Here is a 26,046-nt window from a genome sequence, read left to right as displayed (position 1 = left end):
AGCGCGCTCGCGCCACGATCTCGTTCCGCACGAGTGTGGGCAGTACCCGGCCGCGGCGTACGAGATCGTCCGCCAGCCGGGCGACGGCGCGGAGGTGCCGGACCGAGGTCCCGTAACCGACCGACTCGACGAGGTCGCCCAGCTCGGACGGGTCGACGATGATCGCCGGCACCGACCAGGGCTCCAGCGTCAGCTCTTGGTGTGGACGCCCGCGCATACCCAGCTCGGGCGAGGCGACCGGGCCACCGCGTCGCGACGGCAACAGCAGGACCGCCGACGCCGGCTTGCCGGGATGCACCGCGGTCAGATCCGCGACCGACGCGGCGAACGGATGCGGCCGGGCCGCACTCGACGGCCGCATCGACGTCGTCGCCGGGCGGTCGCCGTCCTCGCCCCACAGCACGATCCCCCGGCCGCGGGACCACAGGCCGTGCACGACGAGCGACATGCTTCCCCTTCCCGTGGTCGGTGATCGGTCTCCAGCATGCCTGCCACCGATCAGCGTCCGGTCAGCGCGTCTCACACCATCGTGTAGCTGCGCCGCGGCCACACGCTCTCTTAGCCTGATGAGCCCGTCCCCACACGGAAGCGATGCACTCGATGACCGACGGAGAGGCGCGCGCGGGCGTGCTGTCCAAACGCGCGCTCGTGATCGCTTCGCACGCGGTGGAAAGGGCCGCGCTCGCCGAAGGCACGGACGAGAACATGGTCGTCCTCGCGCTCTTCCAGCGCTTGCCCTATTTCGAACGGGAGCGCGAGGTCTATGCCAGGATCGCCCGTCGCGCGGCGGTGACCGTCGTCGGGATGGTCGATTCCGGTCGTCCGGACCTGCCGCACGGCGTGACCCCCGTGCTGCTGCGCGCCGACGAGAACCTCGCCCGTGAATGGTCGGTCGCGGTCCTCACCCCGACCTTCGGCGGCTCGGTCGTCGCGCAGGATCTCGACGACGTCGACCCCTCGGCGACGTCCGTCGAAGCCGCGCGACGGTTTCAGGGCCGCTGGGGTTTCCGTCGCGACGAGGCCTACGCCGAAGTCGTCCGGCTGCGTGACGCGCTGGGCGATCGGCTGCCGCCCTCCGCACGGATCAAGATCGACGAAGTGCTGAACAGCGTGACGACCCCGGCGGCGGCCCCTGTCGAGAACCGTGCCGAAGCGGCTTTGCGTCACCTCGCTTCCCGGCTGGAACGGCGGGCGCCGTCGAAACCGGACGAACCCGCTCTCGCGACCGACCCCGAAACCGGTCTCGCGACGATGGCGGGGATCGCCGGCTGGTTGGGAGCGTCGACCGACACGGTGCCGCTCGGCCTGATCCTGATCACCGTCGACGACCTCGCCGAGGTCGGGCGGCGGCACGGGAACCGGGTCAGGATGCACACGGAGCAGAACATCGCGGACCTGATCCGCGAAGGCCTGCGTCCACTCGACAAGGCCGTCAGGCTGAGTACCGACGAGTTCCTGCTCGTCCAGCCCGCGCTGGGCGTGGACGACCTGACCGAACGCAGCCTGCGTCTCGAACGGCGGCTCGGCGCGCTCCACGCCACCTACCCGTTCGTGGACCTGCACCCGCGGACGACGACCCTGCTCACGCGCAGACGGCCGCTGCCCGTGAACTCCTTGCGGGGCCAGCTGAAACAGGTTCCGACGACGGCGTTGTGGCCACCCAGTCAAGGCATGCTGCCGACTCCGAACGGCGGCGGCGCCTCCAGCTGGTTCCGCTGACCGAGGGCTAGGCTGCTCCTGGTGGAGACCGCCCTGAACACGATCGATCCCCGCGAAGCGCTGACGATCCTCGGTTGTTCGAAAGGCAAGGCCCGAGGCGGTGACTCACCTGCCGAAGCCGGCGCGGTCTGGCCGGAGGCACTGCTTCGCGCCCGCACCGACGTCTTGGCCAGGTCCAAGGTCGACGGCGGCGGCCTGCGGCCCGCGTGGCGCCGCTACAACGGGCACTTCTACCGGAACGTCGGTGGCGCCCTCGGCGAGGCCGTCGAGAACGGCCGGACCCTGATCCTCAGCGGTGGCTACGGCATACTCCGCGCCGACGAGCCGATCGCCTACTACGACCGGAAACTCAGGCTCAGCGACTGGCCGCCCGGCGTACTCGAACACGCCATCATCGACCAGGCCCGGCGCCTCGATGCCGCGCAGGTGGTCACGTTCGTCTCCGCCAGTGCCGACTACGCCAAGCTCATCCGGCGAGTCCCTTGGGGCGAAACGGAGATCTCCGCCGTCCTGGTGACGATCGACTTCCACGACGGCGGCGCGCAGATCGAGGTGCCGCGACGGCTGGCCCAGGCGTTCGGCGCTTGGTGGCACGGTTCGCCGTCGGATTACCCGGCGGGCATGGTCACGGAGGTACTGGGATGAGCGACGCCGGTTCCACGCCCTCTCTTCGAGGGAAGGGGGTCGTGAGTGGCGATTCGGGTTAGAACCCGAATCGCCACTCACGACCAGCTGTACCGTCCGTAGACGTCACGGCCAGTCCGCTTCGGACAGTACCCGCGCGGCCTTCAGGAACGCTTTGCGATCCGCGGCGGAAAGCTCGCCGAGCAGCCGCTCCTCCTGCTCCTGGATACGCGCCTGAGCCGATCGCCGCGCGGCGCGGCCCGCGTCGGTGATCTCCAGCAGCCGGACCCGGCGATCGTTGGGGTCCGGCTCGCGGATGATCAGTCCGTCGTCCTGCAGTGAGTCGAGCGTGCCGATGATCCGCGTCTTGTCCGCGCCGATCGCCTTCGCGAGCGCGGCCTGCGTGCGCACGGGCCGGTCGTCGAGCGCGCTGAGCACCACGTAGCCCCACATCGTCAAACCGTGCTCGGCCAGCACCGGCGTCTCGGCCGTCATCAGCCGTCGCATCAGACCACCGAGCATCGCCGCGAGATCCGGCCTCCTCTGCTCCGCCATGCGCAGACCATACCGAGCGAACCCGCGAATCCGGTTGACGAACTCGTACGCATGTGTAGATGATAAGCACATGCATACCGATGAACTTCGCATCCTCGACGCCATCGTGGTCCGGGCCAGCCTCGACCTCGTCTCCAAGATCACCCCCGACGACCTCGGGAAACCGACGCCGTGCAGCGCCTGGACCCTGCACGGACTACTCGCGCACATGACCACCCAGCACTACGGTTTCGCCGCCGCCGCCGAAGGAGAAGGGCACCTCGACTACTGGCGCCTGGTCCCGCTCGGCGACGACCCCATCGAGACCTACCGCGCTTCGGTCAAACGCGTCTTGAACGCCTTCGTGCCGCACGACCTCGCCGACCGCAAGTTCCCCCTCCCCGAGTTCTCCACCGAGATCACCTTCACCGCGGAACAGGCCCTGGGCTTCCATTTCGTGGACTACCTGGTGCACTCCTGGGACGTGGCCAAGACCCTGGGCCTGCCGCTCAAGTTCCAGAAGGAGGTTCTCGACGCCGGGCTGCGGTTCGCCGAGTCGATCCCGAACGGAAAGAACCGGAAGGAGCCGGGCGCCGCCTTCGGCCCGGCAGTCGACGCGACGGGACCGTCCGATTTGGACACGATCGTCGCCCTGCTGGGACGCTCCCCGTCGTGGCCGGATCAGGCGGCCGCGGCCTGAGGCTTCACGGACGCGACGGCCGGCCACCGGCCGTCGCGTCGCCGACGATCAGGGCCTCGATGCCGTCCAGGATGCGGCCGAGGCCGAACTCGATGTCGGCGTCTTCGATGCCTTCTTCGCTGTACGTCTCGCCGGACATCACCGCGGCCACGCGCGGATAACCCCGCTCCCGCAGATGCGGTCGCAAGAACTCGCTCAGCGCCTGGACTCGCTCAGGGGCATTTGCGTTCACGTCGCGCAGGAGAGCCGCGGTACTGCGCACCCAGCCGTCGACCAGCACGACACAGCCCATCACGTCACCGGTGCCGAGCCCGGTGCCCGCCATTCCCTCCAGGAAGTTCTCCAGCCAGCCCAGCAGATTCGGCGTTGTCGGCGCGCTTCGGACCGGCAGGTCGATCAGCCACGGATGACGGCGGCTGCGTTCGAGCAAGGCGCGAGCCCAAGCGGTGACCGCGGCACGCCAATCCCCCGACGACGGCCCCGGCGGCGGACCCCAGGCCGCCTCGGCCACCAGGACGAGCAACTCTTCCTTCGAACTCAAGTACCGGTAGAGCGCGTTCGCGGTGATGCCGAGGCGTTTGGCGATCGACGGCATGGACAGAGCCGCGTACCCCTCCGCGTCGGCCTGAGCGATGGCCGCGGCGACGATCTGCTCGAGGCTGTATCCCGGTTTCGGCCCGCGCCGGGGCGCGGGTGCGTGACCCCAGGCCAGCGCGGTGCCCGGCGGCAGCAACTCGATCTTGTCGGCGTCCATCGGGGCATTGTTGCACCCAAAACCGGTAAAGGCATACACTGTTCATGTCATACACAGTTAGCTTCGGATTTGGGGGATCGACCATGACCGAACCGAACAGGCGGAACGTGCTCCGCGGAGCGGCCGCGCTGGCCGTCGGCGGCGTCGCCGCGACCTACGGCGGTGCCGGGGCCGCCTTCGCCGCCCCGTCCCCATCCACCGGCAGGACCAAGGGGGGTTATCCGTTCGTCGAGGGCGCGTTCGCGCCGGTGAAGGAGGAGGTGACCGCGTTCGGGTTGCCGGTCACCGGCCGCATCCCGAAGGACCTCTGCGGGCGGTACCTGCGCACCGGGCCGAACGTGCTCGGCCTCGAAGACCCGCGCGCGCACCACTGGATGCTGGGCGAGGGAATGGTGCACGGCGTCCGGCTCCGTGACGGGAAAGCCGAGTGGTACCGCAACCGCTGGGTGCGCTCGTCGGGTGTCGCGGCGAAACTGGGCGAACGGTACCCGTGGCCGGTGCCCGCGGACGACTTCGCGCCGAACACTCACGTGATCAGCCACCACGGCCGCATCCTCGCCCTGCAGGAGTCCGGCCCCCCGCCCTACGAACTCGACGACGAGCTGAACACGTTGGGACCGTTCGATTTCAGCGGTTCGCTGGAGGGTTCCTACACCGCGCACACCAAGTTCGACGCCCACGCCGACGAGCTGCACGCGGTGACCTACTACCCGACCTGGGACCACGTACGGCATCTGATGATCGACCGGACCGGCCGCGTGGTGCGGACCAACCGGATCCCGGTCACCGACAGCCCGATGATGCACGACTTCGGGCTCACCAAGAATTACGTGGTCGTCTTCGACGTGCCCGTCACCTTCGATCCGCAGCCGGGGAAAGTGGTGCCCTACAAGTGGAACACCGAGCACCCGGCCCGGGTCGGGGTCATGAAGCGCGAGGGCGGACCGGTGCGCTGGTTCGGGGTGGATCCGGTGTTCTACTCGCATACGCTCAACGCCTACGAGCAGGGCACCACAGTGGTGGTGGACCTGACCACGATGCCGGCGCCATTCGAGGTGGCGGGTAAGCAGGGCTTCGGCGGGCCGTCGGCGTCCGGCCCGCCGGTGCTGGAGCGCTGGACGATCGACCTGGCGCGGGGCCGAGTACAGCGCCGTGTCCTCGACGACCGGCCCCAGGAGTTCCCACGGGTCAACGAAAGCCTGGTGTCACGCCGGCACCGATACGGGTACTCGGCCTCCCCCGGTGAACTCTTCGACGTCTACCTGGACAAACCCGCCAACTCCTTCGGCAACGCCCTCATCAAGCAAGATCTGTTCAGCGGCCGCTCCGAAGTACATCGCTTCGGCCGGGGCGCGGACGCGAGCGAAGCCGTCTTCGTGCCCTCTGCCCGCGGCAAGGCCGAGGACGACGGCTACGCCCTCGCCTACGTCAACAATCCCGACCGTAACGCCTCGGACCTGGTGATCCTCTCGGCACAGGACTTCACCGCGAAGCCGCTGGCCCGCATCCACCTCCCCCGGCCCGTGCCGCTGGGCTTCCACGGCAGCTGGGTCTCCGACTGATCGATCGGGCGGGTCGCCGGAGTATCCCGGCGACCCGCCCGTTCACACGCCCGTGAGCACCGCGTCCAGCGCCGCGGCCGTCGCCGGGTGCCGCCCGACCAGTGCCAAACCCGCGGGCGCGGTGCTTTCCCAAGGCTCGTCACAGCCCAGCAGGCCAGCCACCGCGTCGCAGGTCGCCGGATGCGCGGCCAGCAGTGCCACGCCCGTCCCGCCCGCCTTCTTCCGCACGGGTACCGGTTCGGACTGGGCTTTCCAGGGCGGAACCCATTCGTCGAGTGCCGCGAGCCGGCCTGGGAAGACGCGTCCCGCTTCACGGACGAGCAGCGGCACGAGGTCCGCACCCCGCGACCGCAACGTCGTGATCAGCGTCGGCAACCACGGCAGCAACAACCTGTCCGGAAGCTCGGAGAAGGCGTTCGACACCGCCTCGACGACGAAGTCGGCCAGACCCGGCGCCGGTTCCAGCGCGTGCACGAACCCGCTCAGGTAGCGCGGATAGGCGGGCAAGACCAGCGGATTCGCCAGCAGACCGGCGCACCGTTCGCGCAGTTCCGCACGCGAAAGGTGGCCGAGCTGGACCTGGGCCGCCCACAGCAGCGCCACCTTCGACGGCTCCTGCGGATGCGATCCGGCGATGGCCAGCTCCAGCTGGGTGCGGTCGCAGCCCAGCGACAACGCCAGCGCCTCCATGCTGAACAGGAAGCCCAGCATCGCGGCGACCTGCTCGACGCCCGCCTCCTCGTCGGTGAAGGCCGCCGGCAGCAGGGTGCAGTAATGCGCGTACCCGGTCCTGACGAAGTCCTCGATCCACCGCGGCAGTACCGGCTCGCTGGTCCGGTAGTGCGCCAGCAGCCTGCGTACTCGACGGAGGACCTCCGGCGCGCCGTCGACGGTGCGTTCGGTGGCCAGGACCTCGAGTGCGCGGGTGCCCAGCTCGCCCGCCAGCCGGGCACTCCGTAGATAGAGCGTCGCGTCCTCGACGGCTTCGAGCACCTTCGCCGCCGTGGCCTGTGGGTGGTACGCGGCACGCCGCAGTCGCTGCTCCAGCACCTGCTCGATGCTGACGCCCTCGTAACCCAGCTCGATAAGCGCTCGCTGGTGCGTGCCCAGCGCCAGATCCCACGACTCCTGGATCGGGCGTTCGCCGAGCCGCCGCTCCCCCATGATCGGCCGCGCGGCGCCATGCGGCATCAGGTACCGCAGCATCCACAGGAGATCGGAGCAGGGTTCCAGCTCCGGCCGCGACGCGATGTCGAGCAGCGCCCGCTGCACTCCTCGTTGCTGCAGCTTGAGGTTCAGCGGTTCGAGCCTGTCGTGCACGTCGCGCGCCAGCGGCGGGAGCGCGTCGTAACCGACCTGGCCGATCCGGTCGCCGCCCATCATGATCTCGACGATGCGGCGCACGTCGCGCCTGCCGGGCACGACGTCCTTCTCGATGCAGGTGACCGCCGCGTCCTGGAAGTCGTACGGCGTGGGCTTCGCCCGGTCACGCAGGCCCGCCAGCAGGATCGACGTCTCGAACACCGCGATGGCGTCGGCCGTCGACGACAGATAGCCGTTGCGGCGTGCCGCCCGCACGACCTCGACCGACCAGCCCAGTAGTTCGGCCTCGTCCAGCCGGTCCAGGACCGGAGGTCGTTGCAGGAACCCGGAAAGGTGATCGGAGGCGACCAGTTCCGGCGTGGGATCGGGCAGCTCCGCGGCCTTCTTCCGCTTCGGAGCGCCCACCTGTCCTTCCAGCTGGAACTGCTTCACCCGGGTGCGCTTGAGGTTCTTCGCCCACTCGGTCGCGGCGATCGAGACCGATCCCCCGGCCAGGCCGAACTGCGCCTCGATCGACGCGTGACTCGACGGGATCAGCCCGTACTGCCAGGTGCTCGCGCTGCGCGGGCTGATCACGAACCCGTCCGTGCCCTCGACCCCGAACTCCGCGACCCGGCTGGCCGCGTGGAAAGCGCCGCAGATGTACAGGCAGTCGGCCGGATCGGCACCCGAAGCTGCGAGGTGCTCGCGCATCCTCGTCCACATGTAGCGCTCGCGGTCCTCGTCCACCCGCACGTGGCGGGTGTCCCCGGGCGCGAGCCGGCGGAACAGGCTGCCGATCAGGAACATGACCTGGCGGTAGGTGTCGTGGTCGCTGTCGCCGAGCGGCAGTTCGACGTACTGGTGCCACCACTCCGACCAATGCCGCACTCGGCCATGACGCAGCAGGTGTTCCTCGAGTTCGGCGAACCGCGGCCGCAGATCGCCGATCTCGACACCGATCGCGTCACCGTGCAGTGCCGCTTCCTCCTCGGCGGGCGGTGCGTCCGGATCAGCCGCGGGCTCACGCTCGTTCCATTGGAAGACGTGGTCCGCGGACCGGTCGACGAGAACGAGTTCGACACCCGGGGTGTCCAGGGCGTAAGCGATCGCCTGGTATTCCGCCGAAGCCTCGGTGATCGGCGCGACCACCGACAGCGGCGCCCACTCCGCCGGGAAACCCTTGACGTCGGTCGCGAAGGCCTGCACCGCCACCGGAAGACGGCAATTGCGCAGTTCCGTCAGCAGCGGCGCCATGTCCTCGCACAGTTCGAGGTAGACCACCTTCGGCTGCTTCTCCCGCAAACGCCGCGCCATCGCCACGGCGGACGCCGGGGAATGGTGGCAGACGGGGAAGATCTCCAGCGGTTCCCGCACCGCGCGGTCGACGTCGTCGACGAGCCCGAGCAGGATGCCCTCCAGTGCACCAGGCCCGTCGGCGAAAGCGGCCGCGGCCTCCTGCAACTGGCCCCGCAACGCCTCGAAGGCGCCGCTCACGACAGGGTGGCGATCGCGTCGCGGCCGCCGTCGAGGAACTCCGGCCAGTCCCCGCCCTCGTCCTTGCTGCGCGGCTCGACGACGCCGTGCAGGTACTTGTTGAGGATCGCCAGGTCCTCCGGCTCACGCCGGGCGAGCGAGCCGACGAGGGACGACGCGAGCGTGCGGGCGGACAAGGCCCGGTCGCCGAAGAAGTTGCTGTGCAGCACCGCGTCTTCGAGCACGCCGATCTGCTCGGCGGTGGACAGCGCGGACTCCAGCTTCTCGTCGTCACTGCCGGCTGACGCCGCCGCGGCACGCAGGTCGCCGAAGCTGCGCAGCAGCACGTCGAGCAGCGTCGGCGGCACCTCCAGCTCGATCTGGTGGCGCTTCAGGAGTTCCTCGGTGCGGAAGCGGACGATCTCCGCCTCGCTCTTCTTGTTCGTCACCACCGGGATGCGGACGAAGTTGAAGCGCCGCTTGAGCGCGGACGACAGGTCGTTCACACCGCGGTCGCGGCTGTTGGCGGTGGCGATCACGGAGAACCCGGGCTTGGCGAAGACGATGCCGTCGCTGTCGAGTTCCGGCACCGAGATGTACTTCTCGGACAGGATCGAGATCAGCGCGTCCTGCACGTCGCTGGTGGACCGCGTCAGTTCCTCGAACCGGCCGATGGAACCGCCCTCCATCGCCGTCATGATCGGCGACGGGATCATCGACTCCCGGGACTGTCCCTTGGCGATGACCATCGAGACGTTCCACGAGTACTTGATGTGGTCTTCGGTGGTTCCCGCCGTGCCCTGCACGACGAGCGTGGAGTTACGCGAGATCGCGGCGGCGAGGAGTTCCGCGAGCCAGCTCTTGCCGGTGCCGGGGTCCCCGATCAGCAGCAGACCGCGGTCGGAAGCGAGCGTGACGATCGCCCGCTCGACGATGCTCCTGTCGCCGAACCACTTCTGCGAGATCTCGCGGTCGAGGCCGTCGGCGCGCTCGGCACCCAGGACGAACAGCCGGACCATCTTCGGGGAAAGGCGCCAGGCGAAGGGCTTGGGGCTGTCGTCGATCGACTCGAGCCAGTCCAGCTCTTCGGCGTACTTGAGTTCGGCGGGGGCGCGCAACAGGTCGGACATGTCGTGCCTTTCGAAAAGTTCAGGAGGTGAGGAAGGTCTTGAGTTCGTGGACGAGCTTGGTGATGTGGCCGGAGATCACCGGTGTGCCGAGGTCTTTGAAGCGCTCCCGGAACCACGGGTTGACGCTGCCGCGGCCGCCGCTGGTGACCGAGCCGACCGGGATGAACTTCGCCCCGGACCGGTGGATCGCGGCCATGTTTTCGAAGAGCTGCTCGACGCGGGTCTCGTAGAAGTCGGAGATCCACACCACCACGGTGTTGGCGGGCTCGGCGATCTTCGGCCGGGTCAGCTCCATCGCGACCATGCCGTCGTTGCCGCCGCCGAGGTTGGTGCGCAGCAGGGTTTCGAAGGGGTCGTGCACCCAGGGCGTGAGATCGAGCGCCTGGGTGTCGTAGGCGATCAGGTGGACGTCCACTTTGGGCAGTCCGGCGAAGATCGAGGCCAGGACGGCGCAGTTGACCATCGAGTCGACCATGGACCCGGATTGGTCGACGACCGCGATGAGCCGCTGCGGCGTGGTCTTCTTCGCGGTCTGTTTGTAGTAGAGGCGATCGACGTAGAGCCGCTCTTCTTCCGGGCTCCAGTTGGTGAGGTTCTTCCAGATGGTGCGGTCGAGGTCGAGGTTGCGGAACACGCGTTTGGGCGGGACCGAGCGGTCCAGTTTGCCGGACGTGGCCTTCTCGACCTGGGTGCGCAGGACTTCGGCGACCTCGTCGACGAACCGGCGGATCAGTGATTTGGCGTTGGCCAGCGCGACACCGGACAGATTGTCCTTGTCTCGCAACAACTGTTCGATCAACGACATGCTCGGGCTCAGCTTCGCCGCGAGCGCGGGATCCGCGAGCACCTCGCGCAGATGCATCCGCTTGACGAGGTCGGCCTCGATGGCGCCGAGTTCCGGCCCGATCGCCGGCAGCAGCGTGCTCAGATCGGGCGTCCCGGCTCCGCCGGTGCCCCCGATCCCAGTCGGGCTGACCGCGCTGCCGCCGGGGCGGCCACCGCGCAACTCACCCGGACGGCAGCCCAAGGCACGTTCGAGCCACGCCGCGTCGGCCTGCCAGTTGGACAGCTGCCCGGCGGTGACCGTGCCGGGAGCCGCCGCGAAGACGTTGAGCAGCACCTTCGACACCAGCGCCGCGCGGCGTACTTCTTCGGCCTTGTCCCGGTTGTCCTCGGCTTCGGGGACCATCAGGCCGTCGAAGTCGGCGGCCAGTTCGGGGTGACGCTGGACGATCGAGTCGACCGCGACGTTCGGGTCCAGCAACGCGGGCGGCAGGCCGATGTCCTCGACCACGGCCATACTCGCCGATTCGAGCGTGGCCTGCTCGTCGTTGTCGAACAGCCGGGAGAGCAGCCGCCAGTACAGGACCTGGCGCCGGTTGTCCTGGAGGTCGGTCATGTCCGCAGCAACCTTCCGGCGCGTTCGCGCAGCACGGACGCGGCGTCGGTGGCGGCCTTCTCGGCCTTGACCCCGACCTTGTCCGTGGTGCCCCCGGCCCACGCTCCGGCGTGCAGCACGGTGGTCTTCTTGCGCACGGTGGACTCGACGGCCAACGGCTGGATCCGGAAAACTCCCGCGTCCCACCGGATCAGGCCGAGGCAGGCGTTGGAACTCGCGACCGCTTTCGGCGTCAGCGGCCCCGCGGCGGGAATGCGATCGGTGTCCACGGCGAGGTGGTTCCCGGCGAACGTGAACGCGAGCGCGTCTTCATCGCCTTCCGTCCCGTAGCCCTCCAGGAAGACAGGGACCGCGATGCGCGCCGGATGCCGGTCCAGTGCCGCGACCGCCGGCGTGGCGGCGGTCGCCAAGGCGACGCGCGCAGCGGCGAAGGCGTCCGCGGGCTCTCCGAGGCGGGCGTGCTCGTCCGTCCAGAGGAGATCGCCCTCCTCGGTCAGCGGCATGTCGGCGAGGTCCATCGAACGGCCCTCGCTGATCGCCGTGAGCAGTGACAGGTGCGGACGCAGGAGCTGCCAGATCCCGGCGCCGATGATCGTGTCCGGCTTCGGCGCGGTCACACTCACCCGCACGAGCCGCGGCGTCGTACCGTCGTCCGGCTCGAACACCGCATGTACCTGGGCCTGCGCGGCCGTCGAGTGTTCGAGCAGGTCGACACCGAGCGGCAGAAGGCGGCCCGTGACAGCGCCGATCGCCGGCGTCGCCGTGGCACCCGGCAGGGTCAGCAGCATCGCGCGCGACCACAGGTCGGCCCAGCGACGAACCGGGATGCGCTCCAACGACGCGCCAGGGCAGGAGGCGGCGAGTTCGGCAGCGAACCCGTCGAGCAGAACCGCCAGACGACGCAGGCCCGGTTCCGCGAGCGCCGCGGAAATCACCGGCGCCGAAGCGGAGATCAGGTCGTGGTCGATGCCCTGCCACCCGGCACGGGCCAGATCGGACAACCAGGAACGAGCGGCCGCCAGCAGATTCGGCGACTCGGACGCTGCGCTGCGCGAGCCGCCTTCGTCACCAGGCGGACGACCGGTCGCCTCCGCGACGCGGGCGACGAGTGCGTCGTGCACCGAGCCGAACACCGCGATCCTCGCCGCCGCAAGGGAAACGAAGTGCTCCTCCCCCGCCGCTCCGGCCGCGGTCTTCTCGGCCGCTTCCGCGATCCGGACGGCCAGAGGCGAACCCGCGACGGCGTCGACGAGTTCGTTCAGACCGGTGACCTGGGACGGTTGCGGGCGGAGCAGTCCCGCCACGAGTATTTGATCGAAGGCGTCGACGGCCGCCAAAGCCTCGTCGAGACCGGCGATGGGATCGGTGAGCAGATCGGTCCGCATCACACCACCGCCCTGGTCGGCGGGAACCACTGCAACTCGGGCACCGGCGCCGTCGTGGGCTCGAACTCCAGATATGCCAAGTGCCGCAAGAACTGGCTGAACACGGACGCGGCGGCGCTGTTGTCCCCCTGCGACGGCCGGGTGGCGCTCATGGTGCTCGCGATCTCCTGCGCGGTCGCCTCCGAAACCTCCACACGCAGATACCGCGCGACACGCTCGGCGCCGTACTGCAGGACCGCCTCGGTGATCAGGGCGAGGATGTGGTTGCAGAACATGCCCCGCGCCCCGCCGCAGGGCCGATTGTTGTTGGTACTACAGGCGAATTCGTACGTACTCGCCGCGACCGACGAGACGTACACGCGCCCGATGTCCGACCCGCTGGACACCACGCCCTGCACCCGTCCGTCGGCGAGCTCGACGAACGGGACCTTGGAGAGCTTGCGCGGGCGGGCGGGTTTCAGGACCCTGGCCGTGCTCGCTCTTTCCCAGTCTGACAACGCATCTTCTCCTTGCGGGGTGCCTCGGTGGGGACTGGGAAGAACCTAGCGTGAGGCACCGACAGTTCTGATCAGATTCGCTGTTTTCCGAGCTGAGCCGCCAGATCGAGAAGGTCGTCGGCGTGGAAGTCGAACCGGTCGCCGGTCGCCGGCGGATCCCCGCCCGGCCGGTCGACATACGCGGTCCTGAGCCCGACGCTCTGGGCTCCCCTCAGGTCCCACGCGTGGGCGGCGACCATCAGCAGCCGGTCCGGCGGCGTCTTGGTCACCTTGATGGCGAGTTCGTAGACCGCCGGGTCCGGTTTGTAGGTCTGCGCGTCCTCGGCGGACAGCGCCTGATGCCAGCGGAGGCCCGCGTGGGCGTTGATGCGCAGCAAGGCCGAACGGCTGGCGTTGGAGAGGCCGATCAGCGGAAACTGCTCGGCGAGACGCGCGAGGCCTTCGACGGTGTCGGGCCAGGGAGGGAGCCTCTGGCCGATTGTCGCAAGCTTCGCGGGATCACTGTCCTTCGCGACGAGCTGGGCGGCTTCGCGGTCGAGAACCTCACTAGTCGCGTAGGGCCTACGAGCTTCGACGATGCGACGCTGCTCGGTTTCGATGTGGACTTGCCAGCGTTTGACCAGGTCATCCGGGTCGGCCCGCGGCTCCGCCTCGCGGATACCGGCGCGGAGCCCGGTGGGTTCGTCGACGAGCGTGCCGAGCACGTCGAACACCAAGGCGTCGATGTCCACGCAACCTCCTCGTAAGGGTTAAACTAGCCGTTAACCGTCGAACGTACGAGAGGTCGGTAAGGGATGCAAGTAGCGTTAGACGATTACGTCTGGGCGGCGGGCATCGCGACCGAGCTGGTCAACACGGCACCTGAGGTCTGGCATGGTGAGGACCACCTGCCCGACCTGGCCTCCCTCGTCACCTTCGCCGAGCTTCATGGCCCCGACTCGCTCGCCACCCTCGCCCGCCAGGCGCGACCTGCCGGCCTTCGCGCCGTTCACGGCCTGCGCGACACGGTCCGAAGCCTGATCGACCACCCTTCGCGTGAGCGACTCATCGCCGGTGCCGCCGCACTCACGTCCCCGATCGGCGGCACCACCCTCGTTCCCGGCCCTGCGAACCACACCCGTTGGGCCGTCTCGCTTCGACCGGGAGCGACCATCCTCGACGCCCTCTCACTGATCTGCGGCATCGGCGTTCTCGGCGTCGTGCAAACCCTTGGAGAGAAACGGTTCCGATCCTGCGGCTCGCCGACCTGCCAGGGCGCGTTCATCGACACCACGCGCCCCGGACGGCGTCGTTATTGCATGCCGGGGCTGTGCGGCAACCGGATCAACGTCGCCAATCACCGAGCGCGCCAAGCCGCGGCCCGCACTCGTTGAAGGCGAGCCGCAGAGCCGACCACACAACAAATTTCACTGTCGCCCGATTGCCTAGCGGACGCCTTATGCAACTCCGCGACCACCGCGCTCTGTTAGCACGCCATTGACACACTACTCTTAGTTTACGCCAAGTATCCACCCGGTTCTTCGCATCTCGCTGCGCATGTAACAACCAGTCACGGCGGAACGAACTACACCTCACGCGATCTAGAGTGAGGTGGGGCGTGGAGTTACGTTTAGCCCTAATCGTCGGCGTAGACAACTACGCAATCCCAGGCATAGACCTGAAGTATGCCGCAAACGATGTTGCCATGATGTCGGAAATTTTCTCATCTTCAACGTACAGATACGACGTCCACACTCTAGTAAACAGCGAAGCAACTCGAAGTTCCATCATCAGGAAGCTAACAGAATTTAGACAACTCGAACCCGAAGCCATTGTATTTTATTTTGCGGGCCACGGCGTAACAACAGGAACAGGAACATATCTGGTTCTCTCGGAAACCGAAATGTATGACGAGGGCCTGGAACTAGACACCCTCTCGCGCGCCCTAGATATACAGGGCAACGATCGCGTCTCTTCGACTTTGACTCTTCTAGATTGCTGTCGCTCTGGGGCAGCCTCGCCGTACGCAGCAAGACCCACCTCAGTGAACGGAGAACTCGTCAGAGCCGCAACCTCTGATGATCTCGACCGGATCGGCCTTCAATCCTCCAGAACTCGGGCTGTAATTGCCGCCTGCTTACCAAGCCAGGAGGCATGGGAGGACCCCGAGGTGCAACATGGAGTATTCAGCTACTACTTGTCGGAAGGATTGAGTGGAGCCGCCGTCGACAAGTCGGGAAGAATTACAGTCGCCGGCCTCTATCAGCACGTATCTGCGCCATTCGAAAAAGATACTCGTCAGACACCGGTCTTGCGGGGCGATTTGTACGGCGACTTTATCCTAGCCGAAGGACTGCCTGTCGCGAAATTTACACAGGAAACAAATGAGGATAGAAGGAAATCACAGGAGCTCTCGATTCAACGCGGGCGGCAATTTCTTAATGAATACACGTTACGAAATGGCACCACGCGCACAGAATGGCTTGCTCGCGGCTACCAGGAGTCCTGCAAGTCTTTGGAGCCAGTTTTACTGTGGTTCGAAAAGGAAATACTAAAGAGCGACTTAGCTTCAAATATTGAATTTTTAACACTGTACGATTCCGCCTGGGCCGAAGCTGGCCACCTCGCAAATCTCGCCATCGATTTAGAAACAGAGAAAGGAAACGTAGTCAAGCACCTTGGCTCCGGAACCTTCGGAGCAGTTTGGCAGGTAGTCAACACAGCAGGCCCATTTGCCTATAAGGTGTACAGCCCGAGCGAACTTCGAAACTCCGACAAGCTCAAGAGATTCCGCCAGGGCTACATCGCCATGCGTCAGCTAAACCACAAAAACATAGTTCAAGTATATGATATGACCCAATGCCCTCTCGGCTTCACCATGGACTACATAGAAGGCCCCAATCTCAGGGAAATGGGTGCGCCAAAAGATGACCCGCTGCGCATCATAAGCCTGCTCGTCACAGTAGCCGAAGCATTACGTCACGCACATGCTCATAGCGTAATACACAGAGACATAAAGCCCGAAAACATCATCATGCAGTATGATGCCACGACCGGCGAGTTTGAACCATTTGTCACGGATTTCGACCTAGCCTGGTTCACTACGGCTACCCAACTAACAAATCAGGCGATCGGCGCCTTGTCCTATGCCGCCCCCGAACAGCTAACACCTCGCTCCGCCATACTAGCCCGGCAGCCAACGGTCGACGTCTACTCATTTGGGCAACTCGCCTATTATTGCGCCGTCGACAGCAACCCGACACCAATGGACTTCACCGGCAATGAGGCGACACTTTCAAGAACTCTAATCAGTTGGCCAAATGCCGAGGCTGCCGATGCCTTTATGACACTTTACCGAGACTGCAACTCTCCAACGCCGGATAGCAGACCTCAATCGATCCAAGATTGCATAGACAAACTCCTCAATGTCCGTGCACACCTCGTTAGCGCGACGCCAGATTCACCAATAACGGAGGTTCGACTCATTGAAGGGATCTCATTCGCATTCTCCGGCAGTCGGTCGTCTGAGTTCGCAAGTAAATCTGGGCGCACCGAAGTTAGCTTGACAATCAGAAATGCGGGAAGACGAGAGGGTACTATTCTCGAAGCGCGACTACGTGCAATAGGAGGAATTGGAGTAATTGGGACAAAGAACTCCATAAGGCGCCACGAGATAACGCGACAAATTGACTCGGCGATAGACAGGTATCCTAACGTTTCGCGCCGCGCAGGTAGCCATCCTCAATTCGAGGTCTATATTGACATTCGAAGTCTAAAACTCAAATATGGCGCCATTCAAGATTGCTTCTCGATTATCGATCGAGTCGTAGAAGTAATGGAGCGATAGAGTCTTTTGCGCTCATTGCCAGGTCGCACCTCTATTTGCACCCGATTTGTCCTCCCGAATAAACCTTCACTACGTTCAGAACGCGACCCGCTTCTCCGCTGCAACGCAGGATTAGAGTGCAATTTCGGATACAGCACGGAGCCCTCCCCGACAAGCGCCGAGGAGGGCTCCGCTACGACCGAACGATCAGACGCCGGCGATCTGCTGGATCCAGGGCCGGTACCGCGTGATGTTCGTGTACGCGGTGGTCGTCTGCCGGTCGCTCGTCGACGCGACGCCGACCTGGCGGCCGGAGGCGAACATCGGGCCACCCGAGTCCCCGCCGGCGGTGATGCCGTCGCCGCGGCTGGCGCAGACGGCGATGCCGCCGTTGTAGTCGCGGCAGGCGACCGAGGTGACGCGGACGTTGGCGACCTTCAGGTAGCGCGACTGGCAGTTGATCTCGGAGCCGCACTGACTGGTCGCGCCCCAGCCGTAGACCTGCACGGTCTGGCCGACGGAGACGTTGGCGGTGGTGCCCAGCGGCGAGTACGTCGCGGTGACGGGTGCGGTCAGGCGCACGATCGCGAGGTCCGCGCTCGCGTGCCGGGTGACGGTCGAGCCGGTGGCCATGGTGCCGCCGCTCTGCTGGTCGAGGCTGCCGATCCGGAAGGTGAAGGTGCCGCCGCTGGCCACACAGTGCTTCGCGGTCAGGATGTACTGCGGCGCGATGATCGTGGACGTACACGTTTGGCGGCCGTTGGCGAAGAGTCTGGCCGCCCAGGGGCCGCTCGTCGCGTTCTGGCCGCCGATGATCATCGGCTGGACGTCGGTGGACGGTTCCGCGGCGGTCGCCACGGGGGCGGTCGCGCCGAGCAGCGCCATCATGGCGGCGCCGGCGATCAGGGCGAATGAGCGCAATCGCATGGTCCGACTCATTTCTGCGGCCGGGTTCGGCCGCGTGGACGAGGAACGGGGGTGCGCTGATTCTGTGACCGGTCCGGCAAATCGGACACCGACGAAAGTCGCGTAGGCGCACCTATTTCTTCCGGCGTGGGCACCGTTAGGTGCCTCCTCTAGGTACCAGAACCGGGTTTTCCCATGATATGACCCGTTCGTCGTCCGTCCTTTTGGGACGGATGGCGGCATAACTCAAGGGGCATAACCTCGACGTCGGCGGCCGGGCGCCTCAGAATGACCATCATGACCGCAGCACAGTGGACCCCGACCTACGGCGACCCCTTCGAACCGGTGCCTTACCGGCCCGCTCGCATGTCCGCGGACGAGTCGCTGGCCACCGCCGCCGACCTGCGCCGACGGATGGACAGCCGCCGCACCGTGCGGATGTTCTCCCCCGACCCGGTGCCCGAGCAGGTACTGGTCGACGCCATCGCGGTGGCCGCGACAGCGCCCAGTGGCGCGCATCAGCAGCCGTGGACGTTCGTGCTCATCGAGGACGCCGACACCAAGCGGCGGATCCGCGAGGCCGCCGAGGAGGAGGAACGCGTCTCCTACGAGGGCAGGCTCGGCGAGGAGTGGCTGTCCGCGCTGCGGCCGCTGGGCACGGACGCCGTCAAGACCCACCTCACCGACGCGCCGTACCTCATCGTGGTGTTCCAGCAGCGCTACTTCCTCGACGAGGACGGCACCAAGCACAAGCATTATTACGTCGACGAGTCGGTGGGCATCGCGGTCGGCATGCTGATCACGGCGCTGCACCTGGCCGGACTGGCCGCGTTGACGCATACGCCGTCGCCGATGCGGTTCCTCGGCGAGCTGCTGGAGCGGCCGCAGAACGAGAAGGCGTTCGCCGTCATCCCGGTGGGTTACCCGGCTGACGACTGTGTGGTGCCGAACCTCGTCCGCAAGTCGATCGACCAGGTGCTCATCCGCCGCTGACTTCCCCTCGACCCGGGTGCGTGCGCGCACCCGGGTTGCGCGAAGTGGCCGTCAACGCACAGCCAAACTGCGCATTAGTGCAGTTTTCTGCTCAGTTTGACGCATCTCTTGACATATCCGGCGGCGAATAGACACAGTCTGGGGCACCGAAGGCGACACGAAGGAGTGTTCTTCATGGCCGACCTGCCCTCTGTCTCCCGGCGGACCTTGTTCGGTGGCGCGCTCGCCGCCGGGGCGCTCGCCGCGATGCCGGCGAGCGCCGAAGCCGCAGAGACCACCGGAGCGGAGAGTTCACCTCGCCGCCCTGGTCAGCGCAGCATGATCGGAGTGCCGTTCGAGCGGCACGCGACCGTCCGGATCGGGCTCATCGGGCTCGGGAACCGCGGTATGTCCATGATCGGCGGGTGGAGCGCCGTACCGGGCGCGGTGGTCACCGCGGTCTGCGACATCCGCGCCGAGCGCGCCAAGGCCGCGGCGGACAAGCTCGCCGCCGACGGGCGCCCGCGTCCGGCCGAGTACGGCGGATCCGCGGACGCCTACAAGAAGATGCTGTCCCGCACCGACATCGACCTCGTCTACATCGCGACGCCGTGGGAATTCCACTACCCGCAGGGCAAAGCCGCACTGCTGTCCGGCAAGCACGTCGGGGTCGAACTGCCCATCGCCACCGAGCTCGACCAGCTGTGGGACCTCGTCAACACCAGCGAGTCCACCCGCAAACACCTGTTCCTGGCCGAGAACTGCAGCTACGGCCGCAACGAGCTGGCCATCCTCAAGATGGCGCACGAGGGCGTCTTCGGCGAGGTCACCAACGGGCACGGCGGTTACCTGCACGACCTGCGCGAGCTGCTCTTCTCCGACACGTATTACACCGACGCGTGGCGCCGCAAGTGGCACACCCGCAGCACCGCGAGTTTCTACCCGATGCACGGTCTCGCGCCGATCGCGGCCTGCATGGACGTCAACCGCGGCGACCGGTTCGCCACGCTGCGCGCCACCGCGACCGAGCCGAAGGGGCTCGCCGACTACCGCGAACGGCACATGCCGCCCGGGCACCCGTCGTGGAAAGAGACCTACATCAACGGCGACCTGGTGAGCTGCCTGATCGAGACCGAGCAGGGCCGGATCATCCGAGCCGAGCACGACGTCAGCTCCCCGCGCCCGTACAGCCGCATCAACAGCCTCGCGGGCAGCCGCGGCATCGTCGAGGACTACCCGGAGCGGATCTACGTCGAGCCGGACCACAGCGGTCACGCGTGGAAGGACTTCAAACCGTACCGCGAGCGCCACGACCACTGGCTGTGGAAGAAGCTCAAGGACGACCCGAACCTCGGCGGTCACGGCGGTATGGACTACGTGCTGCAGTGGCGGATCGTGCAGCAGATGCGCGCCGGGCTCGTGCCGGACATCGACGTCTACGACTCGGCGACGTGGTGCTCCCCCGTGCCGTTGAGCGTGGTCTCGCTGGCCCGTGGCGGGAAGCCGGTCGCGGTGCCGGACTTCACCCGCGGCGGCTGGTCGAAGGCGCGGCCGGGTCTCGATTCGCAGCCCTCGGAGATGCCCGGCTAGGTCGCCGAATACCGCGGGACGACGCGGTAGACGCGAAGGTCCTTCGGGGTTCCCTTCGCTCGGAAGTTCCGGCGCGGACGCACGATGACTGCGTCCGCGTCGAGTTCTTCGACGACGCTTCCGCTTGCGAGCACCTCGTCGCCGTCCGCGGCGGCCATGACCCTGGCCGCGATGTTGACGTCGACGCCGAAGTAGTCGTCGCCGACACGCTGCGGATTCCCGCGATGGAGGCCCGCGCGCAGATGGGGCAGGTAGCCCTCGGCCTTGATCACGCTCACGGCGGAGCACGTCTCGTAGGCGGCGTTCACGGCTTCGGCCGGGTCGGCGAACACGGCCATCACACCGTCGCCGAGCCCTTTGACGACGCTCCCCCGATGTCCCTTGATGATGGACTCGGTGACGTCGGAGACCTCGCGGAGCAGCGCGAGGACACGCTCGTCGCCGGCCTCCAGTGCCCAGGTCGAGAAACCGACGAGGTCGGTGAACAGCACCGTGATCCCGTCCGTGGCCCGCGGCCGCGCGTCGGTCCGCCGGACGGCCTGCCACGCCTGCACGGCGGCCAGCCCCAGCTCACGGGTGGCGCTGGGCCGGTCGGCGCCCGCCTCGGCGAGCAGCCTGGCGAGCCGGTCGGACGATCGGCCGGTCGGCGGCGCCAGCGGATCGGCCTCGCCCGGGACGAGCTTCCGCAGGAACCGTGCCCCGCGCACCAGCTCGCCGCGCTGATCCGTCGCGCGCAGGAACCTGCGGGTGCGGAGGTGCCACGGGTCGGATCGCTCGGTCACGATCAAGACCCTAGCCGGTCCGGCGGGGCTCCTTCGACCGGAGCACCTGTCACGGTGGTTACAAGAAAGCTCCCCGGAATTCCCCTTTCCGCTTTGCCGTGACAATTCACGATCGGACAATTCCGCATACGGATGACAAGATCGACGCGTAAAGAAAACGCGATCGATCCCACCCCTTTCTCGTTGGTGACTTTCCACCTAAATTCGGCTGCGAGCCCATTCAACGACGAAAGGACCCGAGATGATGGAAACCCTCGTGCGAAAGGGTGTTCGCCGGTTCTGCGCGGCCGGGATCGCCGCCGCGGTCGCCGGCACGATGATGCTTTCCGCCGCCGGGACCGCGGCCGCCGCGGAAAAGAACCTCACGTACAAGGGCGGCTTTCCCCTCATCGGCGACCAGCAGGTGGCCGTGGTCGTCAAGGCCGAAATCCCGGCGACCGCCCAGGCCGGGACGCCGCTTTCGGTCCCGTTCTCCCTCGACGTCGACGCGGGTCAGGCCGCGGGCGACGGGCTCCGGCTGGTCGGTGCCACGAAGGTCTCCGGCACGATCTCCTCGAAGGTGAACGTCGCCCTCACCGGCGGGCAGTCGGTCTCCATCCCCGTCGAACTGCCCATCCCGGACACCGCCGTGCCCGCCGAAGGACCGTTGAAGTTCACCGCGGAGGGCAAGGTCGAGTTCACCATCCCGACGGGCACCCCCGCCGGTGACGCGACCAGCAGCGTGGACGGCGCGGCGACCACGCATGTGGTGACCGACAGTTCGCTGGGCGAGTTCGACGTCCAGCTCGCGCTCGACCCGCCCGACCAGGACACCGTCCTCGGCAAGACGACCGTCGGCTAGCCCCCCGGCGCCCGCCCTCGGCTCCGGCCGGGGGCGGGTTCTTGACCTCCAGCGCGGTGGAGGTCGCAAGCTGTCGATCATGTGGATTTGCGACAGGTGCGGGATCGAACATCCCGCCACCCCGGAACCGCCCCGCTGCGTTCTCGACCGCGGCGAGGTCGGCATCGAAGAGGCCGGCGACCTCGGCGCGCACACCGGGCGCTGGTGGACGCACGAGGAACTGATCTCCGTACCGCACAAGACCTCGCACCGCGATCACGGGCGCGGCCTGCACAGCGTGAAACGGGACCCGCACTTCGCGATCGGGCACTGGTCGTTCATCGCGACGACCCCGGCGGGGAACCTGCTCTGGGACCCACCGTCCTGGTTGGACACCGAGGTGCTCGACGTCGTGCGCGGGCTGGGCGACGTCGCCGCGATCGCCACCAGCCACCCGCATATGTTCGGCGCCCAGCTCGGCTGGAGCCGCGCACTGGGCGGGGTCCCGGTCCTGGTGAACGAACGCAACCGCGAATGGCTGCCCGCGCCCGATCCCGCGTTCGAGTTCTGGGACGAGCACACCGAACCGTTGCCGGGCCTCGAACTCGTCCGGCTCGGCGGGCATATGCGCGGCAGCGCCGTGGCCCGCACCCCGGACGGCAGCATCCTGGCCGGGGACACGATCACCGGAGGCCTGGCACCGAACTGGGTCTCGTTCCAGCGCAACTTCCCCAAGCACATCCCGATGTCCGCGGCCGTGGTCCGCCGGATCGTCGACAGGCTCGACGACTTCCCGTACGACCGGCTCTACACCCTCGGCGGCGACACCATCGATCGTGACGCCCGCGCCGTCGTGCGCCGCAGCGCCGAAACCCACATCCGGTGGGTGAACGGCGACTTCGACCACCTCACTTGACGACCGGTTCGTCCTTGCGGCGGAAGGACAACGCGATGAACCCCGCGACCGCCATGAAGAACGCGACGGCCCACATCCCGGCGCGGAAGCTGCCGGTCAGGCCCTGCAGCCAGCCCGCGAGGTAAGGGCCCGCGAAGCCCGCGAGGTTGCCGAAGGAGTTGATGAGGCCGATCCCGGCGGCGGCGCCGACCCCGACGAGGAAGGCGTTGGGCAGCTGCCAGAACACCGGGATGGCGGCGAACACACCGATCGCGCAGACGGTCACCGCGATCATCACCAGCAGCGGCGAACCCAGGTACAGCGCGGCCGCGATCGCGACCGCGCCGACGAACGCGGCGATGGCGACATGCCGGGCCCGTTCGCCGGTGCGGTCCGAATGCCGGGCCCACAGCACCATCGCCACCGCCGAAACCGCGTACGGGATCGCCGTGATCAGGCCGATCTCCACGATGCTGTAGCTGGTCTGGAACTGTTGCTGGAAGCCCTTGATCACCTGCGGCAGGAAGAACGCGAGCACGTAGAGGCCGAACACGATTCCGAAGTAGACGGCGCTCAGCGCGAGCACGCGCGGGTCGGTCAGCGCCGATCGCGTGCTCACCTCCTTGCCGACTTCGCGGGTGTCCTCCGCGTCGATCGCCGACTGCAACGCCGTGCGCTGCGACGGTGTCAGCCATTTCGCGTCACGAGGCCGGTTCGGCAGCAGGAAGAACACCGCCACACCGAGCAGGATCGAGGGCACCCCCTCGGCGAAGAACATGAAGCGCCAGCCCGCGTCGAAGCCGAACACGCCGTCGCCGTGCTCGATGAGCAGGGCCGAGACGGGGCTGCCGATGACCGACGAGAGCGGCACCGCGAGGAAGAACAGCGCGACGATCTTGGCCCGCTGGCGGCGCGGGAACCAGTAGGTGAGATACAGGATGATGCCGGGGAAGAATCCGGCCTCGGCCACGCCGAGCAGCACGCGGACGATGTAGAAGCTGACCTCGCCCTGGATGAACGCGGTGGCCGAGGCGACGATGCCCCAGGTGACCATGATCCGGGCGATCCAGATCCGGGCGCCGACCTTGTGCAGGATCACGTTGCTGGGCACCTCGAAGAAGAAGTACCCGACGAAAAACAGGCCGGCGCCGAGCCCGTAGGCCGCGGAGCTGATGCCGAGGTCGGCGTTCATCGTGAGCGCCGCGAACCCGACGTTGACTCGGTCGAGGTAGTTCAGCAGGTAGAGCAGCCCGAGGAACGGGACGAGCCGGATCATCGCCTTGCGGACCGCTTGCGCGGTGGAGACCTCTGCCGTCTGTTCGTCCATGGTGCACTCCTGCCCTCTTCCGGCCTGAAGGTGCGAGCCTAGGGCGTGTTTCATGAGTCTGTTCGATGGGCTTCGTGATCCAGGTGGTTCCTGGCGGTACGGGCGGATCGCCCTCGTACCGGGTCGTACTCGGGCGCATCCGCCCGTGCCGTCAGGGGCCGCCTGGGCGCGAAGACCGCGAACCCGACCCGTGAAACACGCCCTAGGGGGCCCGGTCAGAACATCGGCGGCAGGAACGCGCCGAGGTTTCCACCCGCCGCCCGGTCCGCGGGGTCCGGGTCGATCTGGACCGAGTCCGGGTTCCGCGGATCGTAGGTGACCTTGACCGTCGAACCGCGGGACGGGGCCTGAAGCGGCGACGTGACCATCGTCGTGATCACCGTCCGGTCCCCCTCGTCCGTGGGGAACCGGACCTGCACGGTGAACCGCGGGTTCCCCATCACCCAGACGTTCGTGAACTCGACGCCGACGACGTGGCCCATCACCTGTCGGCCGGTCTGGGCCAAGGCCTGCGCGCGGTCGTCCGCCTCCGCCTTGGTGACGAAGGCCCGGCCCAGCACCATGACCATCACCAGCGCCGCCACCCCGGCCACCGCGGGCACCAGATACGGCTCGTAGTAGACGATCCAGTCGACGTCGGTCCAGGGTTCGGCCGCGCCGCCGGCGAACGGTTGCCGTTGTCCGATCGCTTCGGGCGGCGTCCATGACGGGATCGCCACGCCGCTGCCCAGCGCGATGCCGAGGGACGCCGCCAGTGTGCTCGCCCGGAAGCCGATGCCCATGCCCCGCAACGACATCCCGCCGCCCCACAGCATCGCGAACCCGAGTGACGACGCCACCGTGATCGAGACGCTGAAGAACAGGACGAGTGAGACCTGCGGGCCCGCGTCGGCCCCCCACGCGTCGACGCGGTTCAGCGACATCAGCCGGAAGCCGTCCAGCAGCCCGAGGGCGCCCGACCAGCCCACGACCGCCCAAGCGAGGGTCGTGGGCACGCCGAGCAGCCACAGGCGCGGGCCGGGACGGCGGGCCTGCCGGGGGTCGCCCGGCAGGCCGAACTCGAAGGTGCCGAACATCGCCCGCCGCCTACGCGATCGGGCCGAACACGGCGACCTTCGCCGGGTCGGCGGGGTCGACGCGGGCCTCGTGGCGGGTGCCGGGCGCGTACTGCTGGATCGTCGCCAGGGGCGTGATCAGCTGCGCCACCGTGGTGTAGGTGGTGCCGTCGGCGCGGGTGACGTCGAGCGTCGCGGTGTACTGCGCCTGTCCGGCGATCTTCCGGCCGGTCGGGTCCAGGCCGCGGATCACCAGGGTGGCGGGCTCACAGGTGTCGTAGAGCCGCCGCAGTTCGGTGCCGTAGGCCTGCAGTTCCTGCTGCTGGCGCAGCTGCTCCTCCATCGGCAGCGCGAGGAAGGCCGCCATGTCCGGGTCGGCGTTGAGGTTGCGGAACGCCTGCGCGGCCAGCTGCGGCGTCGGCAGCTGCGGGGTGATGTCGTGCCCCTGCGCGGCGGCCGCCCGCCGGAACTGCTCGGCGTGCTGCTGGAAGTCCTGGGCGCCCCGCGCCATGCCCTGCTGGGTCGCGTCGTTGATCTTGTCGCGGATCTTCTTGAACATCGGGTCCAGCCTTTCGCCGTGTCGTTCTCGATGGACACAGCTTCGGCGGGCCGAGGTGCTACCGAACCCAGGTTTTGGCGTCGTCGGTGGCGTCGAGGCAGGTCAGGGGCGCCCAGAAGACCGGCGAGCGGGCCGGTTCCGGGTTCTCGCGCCAGCGCGCGAGCCGCGACCGCTGCCAGTCGTTCAGCTCGGTGACCGGGTCGTCGCCCGCCAGGGCGGTGTCGACGGCGATGACCAGCTCGGACATCGGATC

Annotated in this window: 24 protein-coding genes and 1 pseudogene; 10 read left to right on the top strand and 15 right to left on the bottom strand. The window is 67.4% G+C overall.

Annotated elements, in window-relative coordinates:
• Positions 1–448 (bottom strand): annotated as a pseudogene (locus H5J31_RS34650) (ATP-dependent helicase); the annotation flags it as partial.
• A 152-nt stretch (positions 449–600) separates the two neighbouring features.
• On the opposite strand from H5J31_RS34650, the gene H5J31_RS34645 reads away from it, so the two are divergent.
• The gene (locus H5J31_RS34645) at positions 601–1,719 is read left to right on the top strand and encodes a sensor domain-containing diguanylate cyclase (RefSeq protein ID WP_181776898.1); all 1,119 of its coding nucleotides are present in this window, start codon (positions 601–603) and stop codon (positions 1,717–1,719) included.
• Between the two features lie 21 nt (positions 1,720–1,740).
• On the top strand, positions 1,741–2,364 hold the full coding sequence (locus H5J31_RS34640; protein ID WP_181776897.1) for a YaaA family protein: 624 nt from the start codon (positions 1,741–1,743) through the stop codon (positions 2,362–2,364).
• A gap of 105 nt (positions 2,365–2,469) precedes the next feature.
• Here H5J31_RS34640 and H5J31_RS34635 read toward each other — a convergent pair whose 3' ends face one another.
• On the bottom strand, positions 2,470–2,898 hold the full coding sequence (locus H5J31_RS34635; protein WP_181776896.1) for a MarR family winged helix-turn-helix transcriptional regulator: 429 nt from the start codon (positions 2,896–2,898) through the stop codon (positions 2,470–2,472).
• 70 nt (positions 2,899–2,968) lie between these two features.
• Here H5J31_RS34635 and H5J31_RS34630 point away from each other — a divergent pair, with 70 nt between their 5' ends.
• Positions 2,969–3,577: a TIGR03086 family metal-binding protein gene (locus H5J31_RS34630; RefSeq protein ID WP_181776895.1), complete on the top strand. Its 609-nt coding sequence runs from the start codon at positions 2,969–2,971 to the stop codon at positions 3,575–3,577.
• A gap of 4 nt (positions 3,578–3,581) precedes the next feature.
• On the opposite strand, the gene H5J31_RS34625 is transcribed toward H5J31_RS34630, so the two are convergent.
• The gene (locus H5J31_RS34625; protein WP_181776894.1) at positions 3,582–4,331 is read right to left on the bottom strand and encodes a TetR/AcrR family transcriptional regulator; all 750 of its coding nucleotides are present in this window, start codon (positions 4,329–4,331) and stop codon (positions 3,582–3,584) included.
• An 83-nt stretch (positions 4,332–4,414) separates the two neighbouring features.
• Between H5J31_RS34625 and H5J31_RS34620 the strand changes: the two genes are divergently transcribed.
• Positions 4,415–5,893 (top strand): carotenoid oxygenase family protein, encoded by a 1,479-nt coding sequence (locus H5J31_RS34620; RefSeq protein WP_181776893.1) that lies wholly within the window; start codon positions 4,415–4,417, stop codon positions 5,891–5,893.
• Between the two features lie 42 nt (positions 5,894–5,935).
• Here the strand turns inward: H5J31_RS34620 and H5J31_RS34615 are convergent, their stop codons facing one another.
• The 6 genes from H5J31_RS34615 to H5J31_RS34590 form a co-directional block, all read right to left on the bottom strand.
• Positions 5,936–8,692: a DUF5682 family protein gene (locus H5J31_RS34615; protein WP_181776892.1), complete on the bottom strand. Its 2,757-nt coding sequence runs from the start codon at positions 8,690–8,692 to the stop codon at positions 5,936–5,938.
• A complete protein-coding gene (locus H5J31_RS34610; protein WP_181776891.1) occupies positions 8,689–9,801 on the bottom strand; it encodes an ATP-binding protein in 1,113 nt (370 codons plus the stop codon). The genes H5J31_RS34615 and H5J31_RS34610 overlap by 4 nt, the downstream gene beginning before the upstream one ends.
• A gap of 19 nt (positions 9,802–9,820) precedes the next feature.
• On the bottom strand, positions 9,821–11,200 hold the full coding sequence (locus H5J31_RS34605) for a VWA domain-containing protein (protein ID WP_181776890.1): 1,380 nt from the start codon (positions 11,198–11,200) through the stop codon (positions 9,821–9,823).
• Entirely contained in the window at positions 11,197–12,585 is a 1,389-nt protein-coding gene (locus H5J31_RS34600) for a hypothetical protein (protein WP_207899273.1), read from the bottom strand. Before H5J31_RS34600 ends, H5J31_RS34605 begins: the two co-directional genes overlap by 4 nt.
• The gene (locus tag H5J31_RS34595; protein ID WP_181776888.1) at positions 12,585–13,082 is read right to left on the bottom strand and encodes a hypothetical protein; all 498 of its coding nucleotides are present in this window, start codon (positions 13,080–13,082) and stop codon (positions 12,585–12,587) included. The genes H5J31_RS34600 and H5J31_RS34595 overlap by 1 nt, the downstream gene beginning before the upstream one ends.
• 71 nt (positions 13,083–13,153) lie before the next feature.
• Positions 13,154–13,813, bottom strand: coding sequence for a haloacid dehalogenase type II (locus H5J31_RS34590; RefSeq protein ID WP_181776887.1), 660 nt, complete (start codon positions 13,811–13,813; stop codon positions 13,154–13,156).
• A 63-nt stretch (positions 13,814–13,876) separates the two neighbouring features.
• Here H5J31_RS34590 and H5J31_RS34585 point away from each other — a divergent pair, with 63 nt between their 5' ends.
• Together H5J31_RS34585 and H5J31_RS34580 are read left to right on the top strand one after the other, a co-directional pair.
• Entirely contained in the window at positions 13,877–14,455 is a 579-nt protein-coding gene (locus tag H5J31_RS34585) for a CGNR zinc finger domain-containing protein (protein ID WP_181776886.1), read from the top strand.
• A 224-nt stretch (positions 14,456–14,679) separates the two neighbouring features.
• A complete protein-coding gene (locus H5J31_RS34580; RefSeq protein WP_181776885.1) occupies positions 14,680–16,908 on the top strand; it encodes a protein kinase domain-containing protein in 2,229 nt (742 codons plus the stop codon).
• A 186-nt stretch (positions 16,909–17,094) separates the two neighbouring features.
• Here H5J31_RS34580 and H5J31_RS34575 read toward each other — a convergent pair whose 3' ends face one another.
• Entirely contained in the window at positions 17,095–17,814 is a 720-nt protein-coding gene (locus tag H5J31_RS34575; RefSeq protein ID WP_181776884.1) for a S1 family peptidase, read from the bottom strand.
• 276 nt (positions 17,815–18,090) lie between these two features.
• Here H5J31_RS34575 and H5J31_RS34570 point away from each other — a divergent pair, with 276 nt between their 5' ends.
• Together H5J31_RS34570 and H5J31_RS34565 are read left to right on the top strand one after the other, a co-directional pair.
• Positions 18,091–18,786 carry a nitroreductase family protein gene (locus H5J31_RS34570; RefSeq protein ID WP_181776883.1) on the top strand — a complete coding sequence of 232 codons (696 nt, stop codon included), beginning with the start codon at positions 18,091–18,093 and terminating at the stop codon, positions 18,784–18,786.
• Between the two features lie 174 nt (positions 18,787–18,960).
• A complete protein-coding gene (locus tag H5J31_RS34565; RefSeq protein WP_181776882.1) occupies positions 18,961–20,355 on the top strand; it encodes a Gfo/Idh/MocA family protein in 1,395 nt (464 codons plus the stop codon).
• Here the strand turns inward: H5J31_RS34565 and H5J31_RS34560 are convergent.
• Positions 20,352–21,143 carry an adenylate/guanylate cyclase domain-containing protein gene (locus H5J31_RS34560; protein WP_181776881.1) on the bottom strand — a complete coding sequence of 264 codons (792 nt, stop codon included), beginning with the start codon at positions 21,141–21,143 and terminating at the stop codon, positions 20,352–20,354. The genes H5J31_RS34565 and H5J31_RS34560 overlap by 4 nt on opposite strands.
• A gap of 235 nt (positions 21,144–21,378) precedes the next feature.
• Here H5J31_RS34560 and H5J31_RS34555 point away from each other — a divergent pair, with 235 nt between their 5' ends.
• Together H5J31_RS34555 and H5J31_RS34550 are read left to right on the top strand one after the other, a co-directional pair.
• Entirely contained in the window at positions 21,379–21,978 is a 600-nt protein-coding gene (locus H5J31_RS34555; RefSeq protein WP_181776880.1) for a DUF6801 domain-containing protein, read from the top strand.
• Positions 21,979–22,057: 79 nt separating this feature from the next.
• Positions 22,058–22,873, top strand: coding sequence for an MBL fold metallo-hydrolase (locus H5J31_RS34550; RefSeq protein WP_236005566.1), 816 nt, complete (start codon positions 22,058–22,060; stop codon positions 22,871–22,873).
• On the opposite strand, the gene H5J31_RS34545 is transcribed toward H5J31_RS34550, so the two are convergent.
• The 4 genes from H5J31_RS34545 to H5J31_RS34530 form a co-directional block, all read right to left on the bottom strand.
• Positions 22,866–24,179 carry an MFS transporter gene (locus H5J31_RS34545; protein WP_181776879.1) on the bottom strand — a complete coding sequence of 438 codons (1,314 nt, stop codon included), beginning with the start codon at positions 24,177–24,179 and terminating at the stop codon, positions 22,866–22,868. The two genes, H5J31_RS34550 and H5J31_RS34545, sit on opposite strands and share 8 nt — an antisense overlap.
• A gap of 215 nt (positions 24,180–24,394) precedes the next feature.
• The gene (locus H5J31_RS34540) at positions 24,395–25,255 is read right to left on the bottom strand and encodes a DUF3592 domain-containing protein (RefSeq protein ID WP_181776878.1); all 861 of its coding nucleotides are present in this window, start codon (positions 25,253–25,255) and stop codon (positions 24,395–24,397) included.
• Positions 25,256–25,265: 10 nt separating this feature from the next.
• Positions 25,266–25,793: a hypothetical protein gene (locus tag H5J31_RS34535; protein WP_181776877.1), complete on the bottom strand. Its 528-nt coding sequence runs from the start codon at positions 25,791–25,793 to the stop codon at positions 25,266–25,268.
• A 58-nt stretch (positions 25,794–25,851) separates the two neighbouring features.
• On the bottom strand, positions 25,852–26,046 hold a 195-nt coding region (locus H5J31_RS34530), incomplete at its 5' end, for a hypothetical protein (RefSeq protein WP_207899272.1).

It is taken from the genome of Amycolatopsis pittospori (assembly GCF_013870525.1).
GTDB lineage: Bacteria > Actinomycetota > Actinomycetes > Mycobacteriales > Pseudonocardiaceae > Amycolatopsis > Amycolatopsis pittospori.
The sequence above is the reverse complement of the archived record's forward strand: the minus strand, read 5'-3'. Positions and strand labels throughout refer to the sequence as shown.